The 18,216-nt window shown below is 64.3% G+C and carries 16 protein-coding genes and 1 pseudogene; 8 read left to right on the top strand and 9 right to left on the bottom strand.

Annotated features, from left to right (window positions below):
* Positions 1-104: 104 nt before the first annotated feature.
* Positions 105-206 (bottom strand): annotated as a pseudogene (locus DVU99_RS17815) (IS110 family transposase); the annotation flags it as partial.
* Positions 207-323: 117 nt separating this feature from the next.
* Positions 324-689, bottom strand: a complete 366-nt coding sequence (locus DVU99_RS17810; RefSeq protein WP_114241574.1) for a hypothetical protein — start codon at positions 687-689, stop codon at positions 324-326.
* Between the two features lie 393 nt (positions 690-1,082).
* Between DVU99_RS17810 and pyrC the strand changes: the two genes are divergently transcribed.
* On the top strand, positions 1,083-2,126 hold the full coding sequence (gene pyrC / locus DVU99_RS17805) for a dihydroorotase (protein WP_114241573.1): 1,044 nt from the start codon (positions 1,083-1,085) through the stop codon (positions 2,124-2,126).
* 322 nt (positions 2,127-2,448) lie between these two features.
* On the opposite strand, the gene DVU99_RS17800 is transcribed toward pyrC, so the two are convergent.
* The 3 genes from DVU99_RS17800 to DVU99_RS17790 form a co-directional block, all read right to left on the bottom strand.
* Complete coding sequence (locus tag DVU99_RS17800; protein WP_114241572.1) at positions 2,449-3,234, bottom strand: alpha/beta fold hydrolase; 786 nt, start codon at positions 3,232-3,234, stop codon at positions 2,449-2,451.
* Positions 3,235-3,313: 79 nt separating this feature from the next.
* The gene (locus DVU99_RS17795; RefSeq protein ID WP_304529408.1) at positions 3,314-4,294 is read right to left on the bottom strand and encodes an alpha/beta fold hydrolase; all 981 of its coding nucleotides are present in this window, start codon (positions 4,292-4,294) and stop codon (positions 3,314-3,316) included.
* 43 nt (positions 4,295-4,337) lie between these two features.
* Positions 4,338-7,406 carry an AAA family ATPase gene (locus DVU99_RS17790; protein WP_114241571.1) on the bottom strand — a complete coding sequence of 1,023 codons (3,069 nt, stop codon included), beginning with the start codon at positions 7,404-7,406 and terminating at the stop codon, positions 4,338-4,340.
* A 334-nt stretch (positions 7,407-7,740) separates the two neighbouring features.
* On the opposite strand from DVU99_RS17790, the gene DVU99_RS17785 reads away from it, so the two are divergent.
* The 5 genes from DVU99_RS17785 to DVU99_RS17765 all read left to right on the top strand — a co-directional run bounded on the left by DVU99_RS17785 (position 7,741) and on the right by DVU99_RS17765 (position 11,584).
* A complete protein-coding gene (locus DVU99_RS17785; protein WP_343126337.1) occupies positions 7,741-8,157 on the top strand; it encodes a DUF2946 domain-containing protein in 417 nt (138 codons plus the stop codon).
* A gap of 178 nt (positions 8,158-8,335) precedes the next feature.
* Entirely contained in the window at positions 8,336-9,436 is a 1,101-nt protein-coding gene (locus tag DVU99_RS17780) for a transporter (RefSeq protein ID WP_232823649.1), read from the top strand.
* 64 nt (positions 9,437-9,500) lie between these two features.
* On the top strand, positions 9,501-10,028 hold the full coding sequence (locus DVU99_RS17775) for a TlpA disulfide reductase family protein (protein WP_114241581.1): 528 nt from the start codon (positions 9,501-9,503) through the stop codon (positions 10,026-10,028).
* A 132-nt stretch (positions 10,029-10,160) separates the two neighbouring features.
* The gene (locus tag DVU99_RS17770; RefSeq protein WP_198670378.1) at positions 10,161-11,060 is read left to right on the top strand and encodes a ferritin-like domain-containing protein; all 900 of its coding nucleotides are present in this window, start codon (positions 10,161-10,163) and stop codon (positions 11,058-11,060) included.
* A 251-nt stretch (positions 11,061-11,311) separates the two neighbouring features.
* Positions 11,312-11,584: a hypothetical protein gene (locus DVU99_RS17765; protein WP_114241568.1), complete on the top strand. Its 273-nt coding sequence runs from the start codon at positions 11,312-11,314 to the stop codon at positions 11,582-11,584.
* A 74-nt stretch (positions 11,585-11,658) separates the two neighbouring features.
* Here the strand turns inward: DVU99_RS17765 and DVU99_RS17760 are convergent, their stop codons facing one another.
* From DVU99_RS17760 to DVU99_RS17750, 3 genes are read right to left on the bottom strand one after another with little or no spacing between them, the layout of a single operon-like run.
* Entirely contained in the window at positions 11,659-12,942 is a 1,284-nt protein-coding gene (locus DVU99_RS17760) for a cytochrome c (RefSeq protein ID WP_114241567.1), read from the bottom strand.
* Positions 12,939-15,206: a xanthine dehydrogenase family protein molybdopterin-binding subunit gene (locus tag DVU99_RS17755; RefSeq protein WP_114241566.1), complete on the bottom strand. Its 2,268-nt coding sequence runs from the start codon at positions 15,204-15,206 to the stop codon at positions 12,939-12,941. Before DVU99_RS17755 ends, DVU99_RS17760 begins: the two co-directional genes overlap by 4 nt.
* A gap of 41 nt (positions 15,207-15,247) precedes the next feature.
* On the bottom strand, positions 15,248-15,727 hold the full coding sequence (locus DVU99_RS17750) for a (2Fe-2S)-binding protein (protein WP_114241565.1): 480 nt from the start codon (positions 15,725-15,727) through the stop codon (positions 15,248-15,250).
* 168 nt (positions 15,728-15,895) lie between these two features.
* Between DVU99_RS17750 and DVU99_RS17745 the strand changes: the two genes are divergently transcribed.
* Together DVU99_RS17745 and DVU99_RS17740 are read left to right on the top strand one after the other, a co-directional pair.
* On the top strand, positions 15,896-16,990 hold the full coding sequence (locus tag DVU99_RS17745; RefSeq protein WP_114241564.1) for an XdhC family protein: 1,095 nt from the start codon (positions 15,896-15,898) through the stop codon (positions 16,988-16,990).
* Positions 16,987-17,619 carry an NTP transferase domain-containing protein gene (locus DVU99_RS17740; RefSeq protein WP_114241563.1) on the top strand — a complete coding sequence of 211 codons (633 nt, stop codon included), beginning with the start codon at positions 16,987-16,989 and terminating at the stop codon, positions 17,617-17,619. The genes DVU99_RS17745 and DVU99_RS17740 overlap by 4 nt, the downstream gene beginning before the upstream one ends.
* Before the next feature lie 20 nt (positions 17,620-17,639).
* Here DVU99_RS17740 and DVU99_RS17735 read toward each other — a convergent pair whose 3' ends face one another.
* The gene (locus DVU99_RS17735) at positions 17,640-18,032 is read right to left on the bottom strand and encodes a LysR substrate-binding domain-containing protein (protein WP_114241562.1); all 393 of its coding nucleotides are present in this window, start codon (positions 18,030-18,032) and stop codon (positions 17,640-17,642) included.
* Positions 18,033-18,216 lie beyond the last annotated feature (184 nt).

Here is an 18,216-nt window from a genome sequence, read left to right as displayed (position 1 = left end):
ACGCCCGCCGAATTCCGCCTTCAAAACGAACCGGAGACCTCTGGTCTTACGTGGCACTGATTAGCGGGGAGTCGACAGTCCAACACGGCCTTCAGCCAACGATCTCGCGACAAGCGGCGACGCCATACCGGCTGCTCGTGCTTATCGACTCCGTGGACCTGGAAGACCTGCTTGGCCACGTCGACTCCAATGCGCGCAAGCTTCATGGGTGGACTCCTCTTCGCCAGCGACTGGTTTCTATCGCTTCCAGTCTGGCACTTGATGCCGAAGACGGAGAGGAGTCCATCTCATTGCTATGGGTCGGAAGCAGACATGGCCTCTTGCTAATCAACTGATCCTATCAAGCGAAGACCCAGGTCGCCGTATTCAACATCACTGACCTTTTCTATCTGAATGTTCGCCCCCGGATATTTGGCCTGAGCCTGATATCGCCAGGCCAGAGCAACGGCCTCGAGGATTTCCACAGCATCGGCATCCTCCCAGTCATCGCCACAGACCTCGGAGATGAAGTCGTTCAAAAGAACGATATTCATCCATAGCTGCGCCTCTCTTGGACTCGCATAGCTGGCGACGCGGCTGCGGAGCGCCCCTTCTGGCAAGTCCAGATGGTTGACGAAAAAATAGCCCTCGATGGGCACTATCTCCGCAACGATGGTCTTGAGGCGGTAGCCCAGGTGATACGGGTCCATCGAATCCCTGCTCTTACTACGTCTACTACGGGTCGGTAGCGGACACTCCCCACGCACGCCGCCAAGCCACCGGCGCCATCTTGCTCCATGACATCGAGACGTCATGGCTGCCCGGTCGTGGCGGCACATCCCCTTCCACGTGATCGCAACATCATGCCTCCTCGTTGAATATAGCGGAGCGGCCGAGATAATTGTCCAGAGAGCTGTACTTGCGTTGCCAGAGACGATCAAAATGGCACGGTGCCATTGACGCTCGCGAAAATGCCCGCCCTGGCCGGCTATTACTGGGAGCGGCCCCAGTACACCCTCAGATAGGGAGGCGGCCGAACGCGTACGCTACGATGACAGCACCGGTGATCGATGCTCTAACCCCGGCAGGGAGGGTTGCGATATATGACGACAATTTCGATCCGGACACCCGATGATTGGCATGTCCATCTACGCGATGGCGCGCAGCTGGAGCAGACCGTCGCGGCGACAGCCCGCTGCTTCGCGCGGGCCATCGTGATGCCGAATCTGGTTCCTCCCGTTTCTACCGCAGAGGCCGCTCGCGCGTACCGAAGCCGGATTCGTGCCGCGACCCCGATGAGAGCCTCGTTTGAGCCTCTTATGACCTGCTATCTCACGAATGACACCGATCCTGACGAAGTGGCGACGGGTTATGCGTCAGGCGTCTTCGCAGCATGCAAGCTCTACCCAGCGCATGCCACGACCCATTCGGATCACGGTGTGACGGACGTTCGGCGAATCCATTCCGTGCTGGCCACAATGGAACGTATCGGGATGCCGCTGCTGATTCACGGCGAGGTGACTGACGCAGCCGTGGATGTGTTCGATCGCGAGGCCATCTTCATTGATCGCGTACTATCACGCATCGTGCAGGACTTTCCGGGACTTAAAGTGGTGCTGGAGCACATCACCACCGCCGAGGCAGCTGACTTTATCCGCGAGTCTCGAGACCAGGTCGCCGCAACGATTACGCCGCACCACCTCCTGATCAATCGCAATGCGATGTTTCAAGGCGGATTTCGCCCGCACGCTTACTGCCTGCCAGTGGCAAAGCGCGAGAAGCATCGCATCGCGCTACGCCAGGCGGCGACCTCTGGCTCACCCCGTTTTTTTCTCGGCACGGACTCCGCGCCCCATCCGCGCGCAATGAAAGAGGCGGCGTGCGGCTGCGCGGGGATATTCAATGCGCCAGTTGCGCTAGAAGTGTATGCACAGGTGTTCGAAGAAGAAGGTGCGCTCGACCGCCTCGAGGCTTTTGCTTCGGAGTATGGCCCTCGTTTCTATGGCCTTTCCCGAAATACGGACCGGGTCACGCTGACGCGCAGTCCGTGGCAGGTGCCCAATGTGATCGAAATCGGGGGGCAAGCCGTGGTGCCTTTCCTCGCCGGGGAAACCCTGGCGTGGCGCCTCACAGCCAACAAGGCCTAGCCGGGATGACCGTCCTGCCATCAAACATTTCCACCGGCTCAGGGGCCTCGATACGAGGCCCCACGTCGGACTTTTCAAAATCCTGGCCACAATCGCCTCTTGCACCCATGGCCAGCACCAGATCCGCCGTGGCCACACGCGACGGCCCCTGGAGCTCCGGGGCGGCGCCCAACTGAGCGCAAGCAGGTGACGTATGCCTACGGCCGCGGCGCATCAAGGCCGTGGCCGTTGGCTTCACCTTGGACGTCGCTGTCATGGCATCGCGCAATGCCTGCCTTCAGCAAGACCTTGGCCCCAAACCTCGCGGCGCTCCGGCCAGGCGTTACGGGCCGCCCGCAGCCGCACTGATGAAATCGGCGACCTCGGCAGGATGCGAGAGCATGGGAACATGGCTCGACGCGAGGTGAATGGTCTTCGCATGCATCTGGGCCGCTAGTTTCTTCTCCAGGTCCGGCGCGATCATCCGGTCGTTGTCGGCGACGATGTAGAACGTCGGCCTATCCTTCCACGGCGCGGCCGACACCTTGGCGCCCAGCTCGTTGGGGCCGCTGGTTTGCCCCTGCGTGGCGGCAAGGATCTTCTTCTCAGGCGCCGAAAGGTCCTGTGCAAAATCCTCGGAGATACCCTTGTCCGTCAGTTTCAGGTAACCACTGGCATCCGGCCGGAACTCCTTTGCACCGGGCGTCGGGGGAACGCTGGCATTGAGGTCGCCCGCCGACTGGCCGGCATCGGGCGCGAAGGCCGCCACATAGACCAGCCCCGCGACCTTCGGGTCACTGCCCGCTTCGGTAATCACCGCCCCGCCATAGGAGTGCCCCACCAGCAGAACCGGCCCGTCTTCCAGCGCAACGGCGCGCTTCACTGCAGCCGCGTCGTCCGCAAGCGTGGTAAAGGGGAGGTGCACAGCAGTGACGTGGTAGCCCTTGCTCTCCAGCAAGGGGATGATTTTGTTCCAGCTGGAGCCGTCCGCCCACGCGCCATGAACCAGCACGATATTGCGCACGTGAATTGGCTGAGCGGCCGGCGTTTGGGCGCTCGCACTCATGACTGTCGTTGCGAGCGATATACACAGGGCGACCCTGCATGCATTCACGAAGTGACGATTCATGGAAACCTCCTCTGTCGTTGGACGTGCATTGAAAAATGCCGAAGCACCGGCTTGGACACTCCTTCGCATGAGCTCATGCCTATTGGAATGTCGTTGCGCTCTTGCCGAGAAATCGCAACAGCTCTGCGTTGACCTCCTCCGCGTGAGTCCAGATGACCCCATGCGGGCCTCCCTTGACCACATGTAGCCGGGCACCTTTGACGAGCCTTGCCGTACGCTGCCCGGCAGCCGCCAATGGCACGACCCGATCGTCATCCCCGTGAATCACCAGGACCGGAACGTCGATGCTTGCAAGGTCCGCCCGAAAATCCTCGTGCCACGCGGCGACGCATGCCAGGGTCGCCATCGACGAGGCTGCTGCCGCCACATTCCAGCTGGCCTGGACGACCCGATCGCTCACGCGCTTTCCCAGGAACAGGTCGGTGTTGTAGAAACTCCTGAAAAATTCCGCGAAGAACACATACCTGTCGGTTGCGACGGCCTTCTCGATACTTTCGAACACCGCGACATCCACGCCATCAGGGTTGTCGAAGGTCTTGGCCAGACAGGGAGGAATGCCACCGATGATCACGGCGCCGGTAACCCCACTGGATCCATATCGGCCTAGAAACCTCGCAATTTCGCCACCACCCATCGAACATCCGACCAGGGCAAACTCGCGCAGCTGGAGATGCCCCAGCAGTTGATGCAGATCCGCGGCAAGCGCGTCGTAGTGGTAGCCCGCTGCTGGCTGGCTGGATCTTCCAAACCCTCTGCGGTCATACGCGATGACCCGATACCCGGCGCCCAGCAACGCAGGCAGCTGCCTCTCCCAGGACTGGCTGCTCAGGGGATACCCGTGAATCAGCACTACGGGGCTGCCTGAACCGTGGTCTTCGTAATAGAGGTCCACGCCCGGCCATTGGGCGCTCTCGATCCTGAGGAGTGGCATGGCTGTCGCCTTGGGGCTGCTCTCGATCGCCTGGCCTCGAACAATGAGCCCGCCCGCGCCGCAAGTCCTGTAGTTACCATGGAAAAAACCTGGAATCGGCATGGTGGCCGGATAACCGGCGGCATGCATGGGCTCGAAAGCACCCCCACGCAGCCAGCAACCCCTTGAATCGTCAGGCGGCGTGCCCGGTGCCCTCCTGCAGGACTCCTGCCTTGATCAGGGATGAAAGAAATTTGGCCTTGAGCGCATGGCGTTCCGCCAGGGAATCCGCGAGCGAAAGGATCGCCACCCTCGCCTTCTGGTGATGCCGTTGCGCCAGTGCCGCTTCGCCCGTGCCCCCAAGCAGGGACGCTGCGGTCGCATGAACACGCCAGGCCGCCAACGGCACTGTCCGTTGTTCGATCACCCGGATTCCCCTCGCGATGAAATCCAGCGCGACGGAGGTATCCCCCAGCGCCATGGCCACTCGGGCACTCACCTCCAGGGCCAATGCCTGATACGTGCGGTCATCCGTGGAAAAGGCCAGGCGCAGGTAGGCGCCCGCTTCTTCACGCGCCAGCGACAGGCGGCCCGAGGATAGCCAAAGCTCTGAGAGTGCGGCCTGCAGGGGAAGGCGAAAACACCAGTCGAGCACGATGGGGTGACTATTCATTTCCTCCCGCGTCATCCGCAGTGTTTCGGCGGCGCTCTCGTAATTGCCCAGCGCCACATCCGCGGATCCGAACAACAGTCGCCCCAGGCGAACCAGGTAACTGCCACCGAAACGGTCGCCGAGGTTTTCCACCAGGGCCCTCGCTGTCAGGACCTCCTCGAAATCCATCGCATGGAAGTGAACCCAGGATCGACTGAGCCGCAGCATATGCGCAGGAAAGGAGTCGCCGTTCTTGTCGGCAAGCTCAATGGAAGCGTCCAGCACCTGCAATGCCCTGCCCCACTCCCCTTGAAAGAGCAGGGCCCGCGGCAAATAGAACTGCGCCTTCTGGTAGGCGATGCTCAGGTAGGGATTTTGCCCGACCAACGCATCAGAGATCGCCTCAAGCCCCTCCGCGACCGCTTGATATGACTCCCGATACTCCGATGAGGCCCACTGCAGCATGCCAAAGTCGATCGACTCCCTGGCCAGGGTGGCCGTCTCGCATTGCCGGCGGAGCATCAGGAATATCCGGCTGGCCTGCTGCGCCTCGGCGGTATTCCATCCGCCGGCCCACACCCGCCAGAAATGGCAGCTCATCTGCAACCGGGCCTGCATCAACGGATCCCCGATGTTCGATGCGACGCGCGATACACGCTCCGCCACTTTGAGGCATCGATCGGAGTCGTCCCACGAAAGGCACGTCGCCATGTTGAGCAAGGCATCCGCACACTTTTCCGCGAAGCCATAGGACGCCGCCGCCTCGGCCAGTCGCTCGTATGTCTCGACACAACGAGCGTCAAAGGAAGCCACATAGCTCATGGCGAGCTTTTCGAGCAACCGCAACTCGACTTCGCGGCGCTTTTCCTCCGGCAGGCGAACCGCCCCTTCCAGCGCCTGCTGCAACAGCGCAATGGCCTCCCGATGGGAGTAGCGCCGCTCGGCATTTTCCGCGGAGATCCTCAGATACCTGACGGCCGCCTCCCAATCGAGGGCATGCTCGAAATGAAGGGCAAGCTCCGACGCAACGTCCTCGACTTGTCCGCCGTAGAGGCGTTCGAGCTGCCGGCCGATGAGCAGGTGTCGCGCTGACCGTCGTCCTGGCGCCTGTTGTTCGTACAACACCTCGCGATAAAGCACATGGACAAATTCGTAACGTGGGCGATCCGCGGCATGGGAGTGATGCCCGATGCCGGCCGGCCGGATGACCTGCTGCCTGCGCGCCAGGTCGTGGCAGATATCCTCGACCTGGGCCAATGGATAGTCTGCCGCGGCCGCCACCGCTGCGGGCGTGAAGTCGACGCCCGCAACGCTGGCAGCCTCCAGCACTCGACGCCCCTCGGCACTGAGGTGATCGATCTGCGCCTCAATGACTGTCCGCAGCGTACGTGGAATATCCAGGCCCAATTCCTCGACCGGAACCGTCAGGCAAAGTCTGCCATCGCGATCGTGCATCAGTCCCTGCTCAACGATGTGCTCAAGGGCTGCGACCATGAACAGCGAATTGCCCTCTGAGCGGCGATACAACAGATTCGCCAGACGGATTCGCAGCGCCTCATCGGCGCACATGGGGGCCAGGTAATCGGCAACGTCGGCCTGCGTCAGACTGGCGAGCCCGATCTCGCCGCACAGCTGGTGTGCAACCAGCGCATCCTTCAGCGCCTTGATCGGGTTTTCGCTCAGAAACGCCTCCAGAGGCCGATACGCACCGACGATCAGGACTCGCGCAGGTTCGTGCCTGCGCGCGAACTCGGAGATGACGTCGACCGTCGCACGATCAACCCATTGCAAGTCATCCAGAACCACCACGACAGGCCTGGACTTGCCGAGCTCTTCGAGGGCGTCGAGCATCTCGCGCAGCATGCGCCCACTGGTTGCTCCCCGGGTATCACTCTCCAGCGCAAGGCGCTGCTCCACCGTGAGCAAATCGGAGAACTGCACCATGCAGGTGGGCGCTTTCGCCTTGAACACATGCATGACCGGCTCGCCGCCGGCGCTGCAAAGCTGGCTCACCGCCTTGAGCACGGGAAAATACGGCTCCTGCACGCCGTACCCTTCAATGCACTGGCCCCATGCCATGTAGGGCGCCTGCTCATCGCCCCGGAGTTGGCGAAGGAATTCCCGGCAGAGCGCCGTCTTTCCGATGCCTGGCTCACCGGTAACGAATACCAGTTGCCTCCGCCCGGTGGTCGCGGCCTGGTAGGACTTCAGCAGTGTCGAAAGCGGGGATTCCCGCCCCACCAGCTGCCGGCTGCCGGCGCCCTTCGCTTGATGCGCCGACACCGTTTCGGCGCTACCGACCCTGGCGATGAAGCGATATCCACGCCGCGCCACTGTCTCGACGAAACGTGGCCTCCTGGCATCATCACCAAGCGCCACCCTGATGTCGCGGATATGACTGGCCAACACTTCAGGCTGTACGTAGGTGTTGCGCCAAAGCCGCTCCATGATCTCGTCGTGCGTGACCAGGCGGCCCGCGTTGTCGGTCAGGTATTTGAGGATGGAAAACGCTTTCGGGCGGAGCTGGATGCGCTCCACTTCCCCCTCGCGCACATTTCGCAACAGGGACTGGTTTCCCGTGTCGAGACGAAATGGAGGGAATTCGCACATGGGATTTCCATTGAGGCCTGCGGGTGACCTGCGCCCGGAATCGCCTTAACTGCAACAGGCGCCGGAGAAATCATTGCTTGAGGCTGATCGTAAAACGCCTCGACAGGGGCGTCCAACCGTTTTATGGCCCCGGCCCAACCCATCATCGGGAGCACGCAAAGCCACGCTCCCTTTTCATGAGAGTGCTGGAGCCATGGAGCGCCGAAACGCTGCAGGCGGCACTCAAGCCGAACCACGCCAGTCATGGCGTCGATGCCGCAGAAACGCCTGCATTTTCCGCATTTTCTTGCGGCTCGAGGTGCGACAACCCTAGCCATCTCCACGCAAGTGACGCGTGGTAAATTGTTGGCCTTGCCAGCCCACCTTCCCGGTCGATTGCGTGTTGCGACGTAAGGCCCAACGACAGTTCGTCCTATGGCTAGCCTGGCTGGCCATGGCGTTCCTTTTCGTGGCGCCATCGATTTCGCGGGTATTGCCAGCTTCAGCTCCGGCGCACTCCATGGCCATGATGGGCGGGGATTGCGCCCATGACATGACACCGCCCTCGAAGCCGATCGGCTCAACGGATCCGACGGATCGCTGCGGCTATTGCGCACTGCTCTCGCACCAGTCGCTGGTGGCTGCATACACCATTCTCTACTGGCTACCCGCGGCACCACCTGCCCTGGTCGCCAAGGTCTACGCATCACCGCGTATTCCATCGACACGCCGCCTCGAGGCGCGTCCACGCGGGCCTCCGCCGCAGGCCTGATCACCCGGCAAACGCCTGCGCCAATCGTGCGCTCGGCTGACGCCATCCATTTTGCCGCCACGCCCTGCCGCCTTGGTTGCCGCATGCACATGCCAGCACCCAGGCCGCTCGCGCGCGCCGATCAAGGCTTCGCGGGCGAACCCTCGTCGTTCGCCGCGCCTCGTTGGACCCACACTCCATGCGTCTCGTCCCACTGTCCTCCATGCCGCCATCCCGGCACCGCCCCTTGCGCTCCGTTACCCGAGGCAGCGCCCTCGTGATTGCGGCCACGCTGGCACCCAAGCTCGCGCTCGCCTGCGCCACCTGCGGGTGCACGCTCAGCACCGATGCCGCCACCGGCTATTCGACCGCCTCCGGATGGCGGATCAACGTTGACTACACCTACATCGACCAGGACCAGCTCCGCCACGGCAGCAGCAAGACCACGCCCGAGCAGGTGGTCAACCAGCCCTCCGATCCCTCGCTGGGCGGCGGCGAGATCGAAAAAGGCACCATCAACCGCTACATCAACATCGGCGCGACCTACCGCTTCAACGCCGACTGGGGCGTGACGTTCGTCGTGCCGTACGTCATTCGCGACCACGACACCTACGGCACGCAACTGGCGCCTTACACACCCGCTGAATCCGCGCCCGACCAGATCAGCAACGCGCACGTGGCGGGCATCGGCGATGTCAAGCTGATTGGCAGTTACCAGGGCTTCCTGCCCACGCACAATTTCGGCGTGCAGTTCGGCATCAAGTTGCCCACCGGCCACTACGGCGGCCAGACCGATGACGGCACCTTTGTCGGGCAGCCCACCACGTTCCGCTCGGGCCCGGGGCTTGGGCAGTCGCTGGACACCAGCCTGCAGGCGGGCACCGGCAGCACCGACTTGATCGTGGGTGCCTATTATTTCCAGCCGGTGAGCCAGAACTTCGACATGTTCGTCAATGGCCAGTTCCAGGCGGCGGTGAGCGAGGAGATGGACCAGCCCGGCGCGAATTTCCGACCCGGCAACCTCGCCTCCGCGAGCTTCGGCCTGCGCTATGAGGCGCATGCGAACTGGGTGCCCCAGCTGCAGGTCAACGTGTTCCATCGCTCGGCCGACCAGGGCGCTTTCGCCGACACGCCCGATACCGCAGGAACGGTGGCCTATCTCAGTCCCGGCATCAGCGCGAGCCTGGCGAAGAACCTGCAGTTCTACGCCTTCGTGCAAGTGCCCGTGTACAGTCATCTGGAAGGCTATCAGCTGTTTCCGCACTGGACCGGAACAGTGGGCCTGAGCATGAAACTGTAAGCAGCGATTGTGGCGGACATGCCTGCCGTGCGGGCATGTCCACACCAGGAAACCCATGGCATCCATGTTCCCGATATCCCTCCTGCGCCGCCTTGCCGCTGCATGCCTGTGCGGCGTGCTCGGTTTGTTGCCCGCCCATGCCAGTGACCTGCACATCGGGCAGCCGGCGCCGGAGATCGTGCTCAATACCCTCGATGGCGCGCACATTCCGCTGCATGAACTGCGCGGCAAGACGGTGATCCTCACCTTCTGGGCTACCTGGTGCGACCCTTGCCGCGAAGAGCTGCCGCTGCTGTCGCGCTTCGCCCAGGCACACGCGGACGAAGGACTGGTGGTGCTCGGCTTCAGCCTCGACTCGCCCGACACACTGGCAGAAGTACGCCAGGTCGCATCCAGCCTGCACTTCGCCACAGGCTTGCTCGGTGATCCTCACGTCGCGGGTTACGGGCGCATCTGGCGCCTGCCGGTGAGCTTTGTGGTGGATCCTCACGGCATGCTCGTGTACGACGGCTGGAGCGACAAGCAACCGGCGCTGACCGAGGACAAGCTCGAAAAAATCGTCACGCCCTTGCTGAAGCCGCCGTCGCGCTGATGCAAAACGTCGCTCACCATGCTGTCGTCATTACCACGCACGAACCACGCGACGGGCAATTCACGAACTCTTGAACCCCGACACCGAACGATGCTCGATCGATAGACCCTGAAAACCTTTCCGGGAGAGATCATGGCCAGCAAGATCAAGGCAGGCTCCGAGGAGCACAAGTCGCTCTTTTGCCGTCAGTTCGTCGAGAGCTACCAGGACTACGACCCGGAGACCTTGCCGTGGCCGGCGCTGGACGGCGCGGATCTCGCGCGATTGCGCGGCGTGCCGTTCTGGCAGGAGGTCTACCACACCGAACGGCGTGCGGGCGCCATCGTGGATGCCTTCACCCCGCATGTCGCCGACCCCGTGGTTCGCGAGGCCATCGCCCTGCAAGGCTTCGAGGAGCGACGCCATGCCGACCTGATCCGCGTGATGATCGAGCGATACGGCATCGACGCAACCGCGCAGCCCCTCGAAGCATCTTCAGCGGACCTCGAAACGGCCTTCATCGATTTCGGGTTTGGCGAATGCCTCGACGCCTTCCTCGGCTTTGGCGCATTCAAGTCGGCGCGGCAATCCCAATTCCTGCCCGCTGAACTGTTCGACATCTTCGATACGCTCATGTTCGAAGAAACCCGCCACATCGTGTTCTTCATCAACTACATGGCATGGCGCGAAAAGCAGCGCGGTCTCGGCGCGGTTCGTCGCGCACTGAAATCCGCGCGATTTTACGGCCGCGCCGGCGGACGCCTGATGGGCATGGTCAAGCGCGGCCAGGAACCCAATGACGGCAAGGATTTCGCCGTCACCCAGGCCAACCTGTTCCTCGAAGGCTTCTCGTTCCAGGGCTTCGTGGAAGACTGCTACCGCGAAAACGCGCGTCGCATGAGCGCGTTCGACCCGGACTTGATGCAGCCCAGGCTGCTTCCCGGAATCGCCCGCCTGGCGCTGCGTGGACTCAAGGCCTGGGACACGGCACGCGCACCGTTCAAGAAGTCTGCCGCGAACCCGGCTGCCGCGACCCAGAGGGATCAGGCATAGGCCCACTCCCACCCAGGTCGCCAACGATTGACCAGGCGTATTCCACACGGGCCGTCCCGGCGTGGGAATTGACAAATTCGGCGCGCAACCGGGCAGTAAGATCGAGCACACAGCCAGTCGACTGGAAACGAACTGGAGGTGGCCGCGCCATCCTGCGGGGATACTGGCCGCGGAGCCCTGCTACCGGGAGCCTCCCGAACAGGGGCGACACAACCCCGCACTATCGGCCGGAGTGGAGGGGCGACACAGCCATGCTTGATCGTCACACCACGCCCGTGCGCGATCTCGTGAGGGTTCTGGACACGGCCAGCCTGGACGGCTTGTCGGCAGCCCAGGCATCACTGGCCGGTTTCGCGCTGCAATGCGTTGTGGCCAACCTCGCGGATGATCGCCTCGACCGCCTGTCGGCCATCCTGCAGTCGGTGGCGGACGTGTTGTCCGAAGGCGCCGTGTCTCCCGCTCTCGCCTACCTGCTGGGCCTGGCGACCGAGGAGGCGCTGGTGCAGCTCGACAACCTGCCATAGGGCATGTGCTTGTGCCTGGCGATCATGCACTGGACGCCGGCGGCCTTGCCACGACACACGCCATTGCCACCAACTCAACGGCGCCTGGCGACATCGTCCGCGCTTAGCGTGCCTTGCTGGCCGCCGAAGTGACTGGTGACGTAGTTGGACAAGGCGGCAATTTCTGCATCGGAATAGGCATCCCCGAAGGAAGGCATGAACACTTCCTGCCCACCCACGTGCAACGAAGATCCGTTGATGATGATCTGGGTGAGATTGGTGGCGCGCGGGTCGCGCACCGAGCGCAGGCCCACCAGCATGGCGTAGTCGGTCTGCCGCCCCTGGCCGCTGTCCAGGTGGCAGCCCGCGCATGCGCCGACGAACAACTGCTCGCCCAGGCCACCGGCCGCCGCGACCTGCGCCGCGACCGGAGCCGGCGGAACCGGCTCACCGCCCCGTTGCGGCTTCACGTCGCGCAGATAGGTAACCAGCGCGGTCAGGTCCGATGGCGTCAGGTATTGCAGGCTGTACCCGACCACCTCGCTCATGGGACCGGATGCCGTGCCGCGCCCGGCGGCATGGCCCTTGGAGAAATAATCGACCAGATCCTGCTCGCTCCAGTCGCCGATGCCGTGCTCCTTGTCGGAGGTGATGTTGTAGGCCTTCCATCCCTGCAACTCGCTACCCGCGAAGGCCCTGGACTCGTCCATGGCGAAGGCGACATTGCGCGGCGTGTGGCATTCGCCGCAGTGGCCAAGCGCCGTGGCGAGGTAGGCGCCGCGATTCCATGCCTCGGACTTGCCCGACTCGGGCTGGAAGCGCTCCTTCTTGAGAAAGACCGCACTCCACAAGCCCAGCGCCCAGCGCTGGTTGTACGGAAACGATAGTTCGTTGGGCGGCGGTGCCTGATGCACGGCAGGCAGGCTGAAAAGGTAGGCTTTGATCGCAACGATGTCATCGCGGCTCAACGCGGTATACGAGGTATACGGAAATGCCGGGTACAGCGGCCGCCCCTCCTTGTCGACGCCGGCATGCAGCGCACGCACGAAGTCATCGTCGCTCCAGTCGCCGATGCCGGTTTCCTTGTCGGGCGTGATGTTGGACGAATAGATGGTGCCAAACGGCAGCTTGAAGGCCACGCCGCCCGCAAATGGCCGGCCGCCCGGCGTGGTGTGGCAGGCGGCGCAGTCCGCGGCGCGCGCCAGGTATTCGCCGCGCGCCATCTGGGCGGGCAGGTCCGCCGGATCACCCGCTGCGGCAGGCTGCTGCGCCTGCTCGTTGCCGCCATGGGTGACGGTGATGAGCGCGTATGCCGTGAACAGCACGCCCGCCAGCACGACCACGCCGACGACGACGCCAACGATGCGCCAGATCTTCATGCGAGTATCCCCGGCGACACGGCACCAGCCGCGCTCGCCGATGCTACCGGCGACTGCAGCGATTGCTTGTCCTGCGCGAGCGCCGAGGCATCGATGGGAAGCGTCCTCAGGCGAACGCCCGTGGCGGCGAAGATGGCATTGGCCAGGCTGGGCATGGCCATGACCGTGCCGGTCTCGCCAATGCCGCCGGGGGCCTCTTTGCTGGGCACCACGTACACCTCGATGGGCGGCGTCTGGTTGAGCCTGAGCACGCGATAGTCGTTGAAGTTGCGCTGCTCCACTGCGCCTTGCTTCAAGGTGATGCCGCTGTAAAGCGCCGCGCTCCAGCCAAACACCAGGCCACCCTGGATCTGCGCCTCCACCGTGTTGGGATTCACCACCATGCCGCAGTCCACCACCGCCACCGCGCGACGCAGGCGGACTTCACCCTGCGGGGATACCTCGACGTCGGTGACCACGCACAGGTAGCTGCCAAACGGTGCCGCGAGCGCAATGCCGCGACCCTGTCTCGCGCCCGGGCTGGCCTTGTCCCAGCCCGACTTTTCAACGGCCAGCTCCAGCACGCCCTTCACCCGCGGGTCGGCGCCAAGGATCTCGCGGCGATAGGCCACCGGATCCTTGCCCACCGCATGGGCCAGTTCGTCAATGAAACTCTCCACCACGAACACGTTGTGCGTGGGGCCTACGCCGCGCCACCAGCCCACCGGAAAGCCCTTGGGCATCTCGTGGCGAACCCAGTCCACGCGCAGGTTGGGAACGGCGTAGGGCAACTCGGCGGCACACTCCACCAGGTCGGAGTCGAGGCCATTCTTGCCCATGGCCTGTGGCGCGAACACCGCCATGACGGAGGCGCCAGTGGTGCGATCCGTCCACGCCTGCAGGTGTCCCTGCTCGTCGATCGTGGCCGAAATACGATCGTAGTAGGCCGGCCGGTAGCGATCCTGCGCAATGTCCTCCTCGCGCGTCCAGATCACCTTCACCGGGTAGTCCACCTGGCGCGCGATCGCCACGGCCTGCTCCACGGAGTCCTCGAACAGGCGCCGGCCAAAACCGCCACCCATGTACTGGTTATGGACCTGGATGCGCTCCGCCGGCAGGCCCGTCACCTTCATGGCCACGTCCACGCAACGTGCAGGCACCTGCGTGCCGACCCAGATGTCGCAACCATCCGGGCGCACGTGCACCGTCGCGTTGATCGGCTCCATGGTGGCATGCGCCAGCAGGGGCAGCCGGTAGGTGGCGGAGATCAGCTTGCCCTCGGCGCCGTCCACATGTCCGGCCTCCCGGCCCAGGATGGGCGTTCCGTGCTCGGAGGCGTCGGCCATGTCCTTGAACAGCTGCTCGGTGGTGTAGTCACCGGCCGGCCCGCGATGCCACTCGACGTACAGCGCCTCCAGGCCCTTCCTGGCCGCCCAGAAGTGTTCGGCGATCACCGCCACCGCATTGGCCAGCTTCACCACCTTCAGCACGCCGGGCACGGCACGTGCGCGCGTGTCATCCACCGACGCCAGCGTGCCGCCAAACGTGGGACAGGCCCGAACCGTGGCCACCTTCATGCCGGGCACGCGAATGTCGATGCCAAAGGGAAGGCTGCCATCCACCTTCCCCGGCGTGTCCACGCGCCGCAGCGGTTTGCCGATCAACTGGAAACTGGACGGATCCTTCAGCGTGACCTTGGCCGGCGGCGTCAGCATGGCCGCGGCATCGGCCAACTCGCCGTATCGCAGGGAGCGCCCGGTCGCTGCATGGGTCACCACGCCGCGCGATGTACTGCATTGCGAAGGGTCCACCTTCCAGCGCTGCGCCGCAGCCGCCACCAGCACGGCACGCGCAGCCGCACCCGCATCGCGCAGGGTGGTCCAGCAGAAGCGGATGGTGGTGGAACCACCCGTGGCCTGATCGCCCAGCAAGGGGTTGGCGTAGAGCTTGCGATTGGGTGGCGCGTGCTCGACCGTGATCTGGTCCAGGCCCACGTCCAGCTCCTCGGCAAGCAAGGTGGCCTGCCCGGTGTACGCGCCCTGCCCCATCTCGATGCACGGCATCACCAGTTGCACGCCGCCGTCGCTGCCCACCCGGATGAAGGCGTTCGGTGCGAACTGCGGATGATTGGCGTCGAGGCGCGCGCCATCGGCAAAGCCCCATACGCGGCTGGCACCGCCGAGCCACATGAAAGCCACCACCAATCCGCCCTGCTTAAGCAACTCACGACGCGAGGGATTCTGCAGTCCCAGATCGTCCCGGGCAGGATCAACGCGAAGCATCATGGCGAACCTCGGCTGGATCGAAGGGGCAAGGCAGGTGAAATTCAGGCAACCGTTTGCGGCAAGCTGATCTGGCCGGTGGCTGCCTGCTTGATGGCCGCGCGGATGCGCGCGTATGTGCCACAGCGGCAAAGGTTGCCGGACATGGCCGCGTCGATGTCGGCGTCGGTGGGCTGCGCCTTTTCGGCAAGCAATGCGGTAGCCGACATGATCTGTCCGGTCTGGCAGTAGCCGCATTGGGCCACTTCGATGCCAAGCCACGCCTGCTGCACGCGCTTGCCGATGTCGGTGGCGCCGATGCCCTCGATAGTGGTGATCTTCTTGCCGACGGCGCCGGTTACCGGCAGCACGCACGACCGCACGGCGCGACCGTCAAGATGCACGGTGCACGCGCCGCACTGGGCCATGCCGCAACCGAACTTGGTGCCGTTGAGGCCGAGCACGTCGCGCAGCACCCAGAGCAAGGGCATGTCGTCAGGCACGTCGACCTGGGTGTCGTTGCCATTGATCGAAAGGACGAACATCAGGCTCTCCCCTGCTGGCGACCACTCCATGGGAGGCGCCGCGCCATGCGGGGCCGCCTGGACATTGGGCAATCTTCCTCTGCCAAATCGTAAGTCCAGGTGAAAGCGCGTGCCTTCGCCGACCCTTCTTGACGAAACATCGACGCGGACCAATGCTGACTTCCGGCCATGAACGTCACACAGGAATTCGAGTCACTCTACCGCGCCGCGCGGTCGCTGGCGTTGCGCGGCGAACACAGCGAGGCTGCGCTGGTCACCATTACGCGCACGCAGGGCTCCACCTTTCGCCGTGCCGGGGCCAGCATGCTGGTGCACCGTGATGGCCGGCTGGTCTGCGAGCTTTCCGGAGGCTGCCCGCAACGCGACATCGTGCTGCGCGCCCAGCACGCCATGGACATCGGCGAACCCTCCCTGGTCGCCTACGGCCGCGACAGCAACTACGACGTGATGATCGAAACCGGCTGCGGGGGCGAGCTGGAGGTGCTCATCGAGCCATGGCGCCGGCCCGACGACATCGACTTCCTCGACGCCATCGATGCGCTGCGCGCGCGTCGCGCCACCGGCGCCATGGCCTCGCTTTACGCCACCGATGGCAGCACGCGTGCGCGGCATCCGCTGCGCTTCATCCGCAGCGAGGGCCGCACCTGGGCCAACATGCCTCCCGCCTCCGCCGAGTGGCAAGTTCTTGCGGGCATGCTCGCCACCGAGGTGGCGGACGCGGCCATCACCATGCAGGTGGAGAGCGCGGGACAGCACCACCACGTGCTGCTGGAATCGCTGCAGCCACCCCATGCGCTCGTCGTCATCGGCGACGGCATCGGCGCGGACATGCTCGCGCAGCTTTCGCTGCAACTTGGCTGGCACACCACCCTGGTGGGCACGGTGGAATCCGCGACGACGACGCCGCACGGTGCGCGGCGCCTCGTGGCAACACCGCGAGGGCTCGTCTCCGCCGTGACGCTGGACCCGCTCACCTCGGTGGTGGTGATGACGCACCGGCTGGAGCGTGACCTCGCGTACCTTTCGCCCCTGCTGGCAATGCCGGTTCGCTATATCGGCGTCATCGGCTCGCGCGAACGTGCGCAGAAGATACGGGCGGCGTTCCCGCGCGCGGACGACCGCCTGCACGTGCCTGCCGGCCTCGACGTGGGCTCGGAAACCCCACAGGAAATAGCGCTGGCCATCGCCGCCGAGATACTCGCCACGCGCAACGGGCGCGCAGGTGGCCCACTGACCCACTCGCTCACCTCCATACATCCGTGACGACCGCAGGCATCCGCACGGGCGCGGTGATCCTCGCAGCGGGCGAAGCCCGCCGTTACGGCGCACTCAAGCAACTGATCGCCATTGATGGCGAACCCATGGTTCGCCGCGTGGCCAGCAACGCGCTGGCCGCCGGACTGCTGCCTGTGGTCGTGGTGGTCGGCGCGCAACGCGAGCGTGTGATCGCGTGCCTGCATGATCTCGATGTGCATGTGGCCGACAACCCTGATTGGCCCAGGGGCATGGGAAGTTCGCTGGCCACCGGCGTCCGGGCATTGCAGTCGTTCGCACCGCGACTGGAATCGCTGATGGTGCTGCTCGCCGACCAGCCGGCCATCCAGGCCGAACACCTACAACGCCTGCTCGCCACGCACGCCGCATCACCCGAACGCATCCTGGCCTGCCGCCACCACGGCGATTTCGCGCCGCCGTGTGTTTTTCCACTGTCCTACGCTGGCGAGCTTGTGACGCTGGATGGTGCGGCGGGCGCCCGTGCCTTGCTGGAGCGCCACGCCGCTTCGGTCGATGGCTTCAAGCTGGCATCGGCTTTTCTCGACATCGACACACCCGCCGACCTGGACGCCTGGCTGGCCGAACGCAACGCACCATCGCGCCGAGAGCGAAGCTAGCCCGACGCCTTACGGCGCACTCACGCCGTGCGTATGAAATCCACGAAGGCACGCAGCGGCGCAGGCAGGTGCCGCCGGCCCGGGTAATAGAGAAACGGGCCGGTGAAGCTCGGCCACCATGGCTCGAGCACAGGCACCAGTGCACTGCGATCGAACTGGGGACGTAGCCATTCCTCGAATAGGTAGATCACGCCAAGCCCCGCGACCGCGGCATCGATAGCCAGGTCCACCGCCGCGCCAAGGCGCACCAGCAATGGACCCGAGGGATCGATGCGAACCAGCTCACCCTCGCACTCGAACTCCCAGGTGGGAATGGCGCCGCTGGCGAACTGCCCGCGCAGGCAGGCGTGGTCGAGCAGTTCGCGTGGATGCCGTGGCAAACCCCTGGCTGCCAGGTAGGCCGGCGAGGCCATGCCAGGCCAGCCCGAAGCCCGGCAGGAACAGGCCGACGCGGGCGTGGGCACTGACGTTTCAGCACCTTGACACAGCCCCTCAGGCCGACCAAACCCTCACTAACCTCCGGCACCAATGGCGACAGGCTTGCTGGTGACGCCACGCTGCGCCTAGCGGCAGGTCCGGCGAGCCAAAACTCGCGAC

It is taken from the genome of Dyella sp. C9 (assembly GCF_003332825.1).
Taxonomy (GTDB): Bacteria; Pseudomonadota; Gammaproteobacteria; order Xanthomonadales; family Rhodanobacteraceae; genus Dyella.
Note: the sequence above shows the minus strand (reverse complement) of the source record. Positions and strands in the feature narration are given on the sequence as shown.

Excerpts from the sequence above, each read along its gene's own strand:
- DVU99_RS17810 (WP_114241574.1), bottom strand. The coding sequence starts at position 689 with ATGGACCCGTATCACCTGGGCTACCGCCTCAAGACCATCGTTGCGGAG.
- DVU99_RS17775 (WP_114241581.1), top strand. The coding sequence starts at position 9,501 with ATGTTCCCGATATCCCTCCTGCGCCGCCTTGCCGCTGCATGCCTGTGC.
- DVU99_RS17800 (WP_114241572.1), bottom strand. The coding sequence starts at position 3,234 with ATGAATCGTCACTTCGTGAATGCATGCAGGGTCGCCCTGTGTATATCG.
- DVU99_RS17795 (WP_304529408.1), bottom strand. The coding sequence starts at position 4,294 with ATGCATGCCGCCGGTTATCCGGCCACCATGCCGATTCCAGGTTTTTTC.
- DVU99_RS17760 (WP_114241567.1), bottom strand. The coding sequence starts at position 12,942 with ATGAAGATCTGGCGCATCGTTGGCGTCGTCGTCGGCGTGGTCGTGCTG.
- DVU99_RS17755 (WP_114241566.1), bottom strand. The coding sequence starts at position 15,206 with ATGATGCTTCGCGTTGATCCTGCCCGGGACGATCTGGGACTGCAGAAT.
- DVU99_RS17790 (WP_114241571.1), bottom strand. The coding sequence starts at position 7,406 with ATGTGCGAATTCCCTCCATTTCGTCTCGACACGGGAAACCAGTCCCTG.
- DVU99_RS17780 (WP_232823649.1), top strand. The coding sequence starts at position 8,336 with ATGCGTCTCGTCCCACTGTCCTCCATGCCGCCATCCCGGCACCGCCCC.
- DVU99_RS17765 (WP_114241568.1), top strand. The coding sequence starts at position 11,312 with ATGCTTGATCGTCACACCACGCCCGTGCGCGATCTCGTGAGGGTTCTG.
- DVU99_RS17750 (WP_114241565.1), bottom strand. The coding sequence starts at position 15,727 with ATGTTCGTCCTTTCGATCAATGGCAACGACACCCAGGTCGACGTGCCT.
- DVU99_RS17770 (WP_198670378.1), top strand. The coding sequence starts at position 10,161 with ATGGCCAGCAAGATCAAGGCAGGCTCCGAGGAGCACAAGTCGCTCTTT.
- DVU99_RS17735 (WP_114241562.1), bottom strand. The coding sequence starts at position 18,032 with ATGGCCTCGCCGGCCTACCTGGCAGCCAGGGGTTTGCCACGGCATCCA.
- pyrC (WP_114241573.1), top strand. The coding sequence starts at position 1,083 with ATGACGACAATTTCGATCCGGACACCCGATGATTGGCATGTCCATCTA.
- DVU99_RS17745 (WP_114241564.1), top strand. The coding sequence starts at position 15,896 with ATGAACGTCACACAGGAATTCGAGTCACTCTACCGCGCCGCGCGGTCG.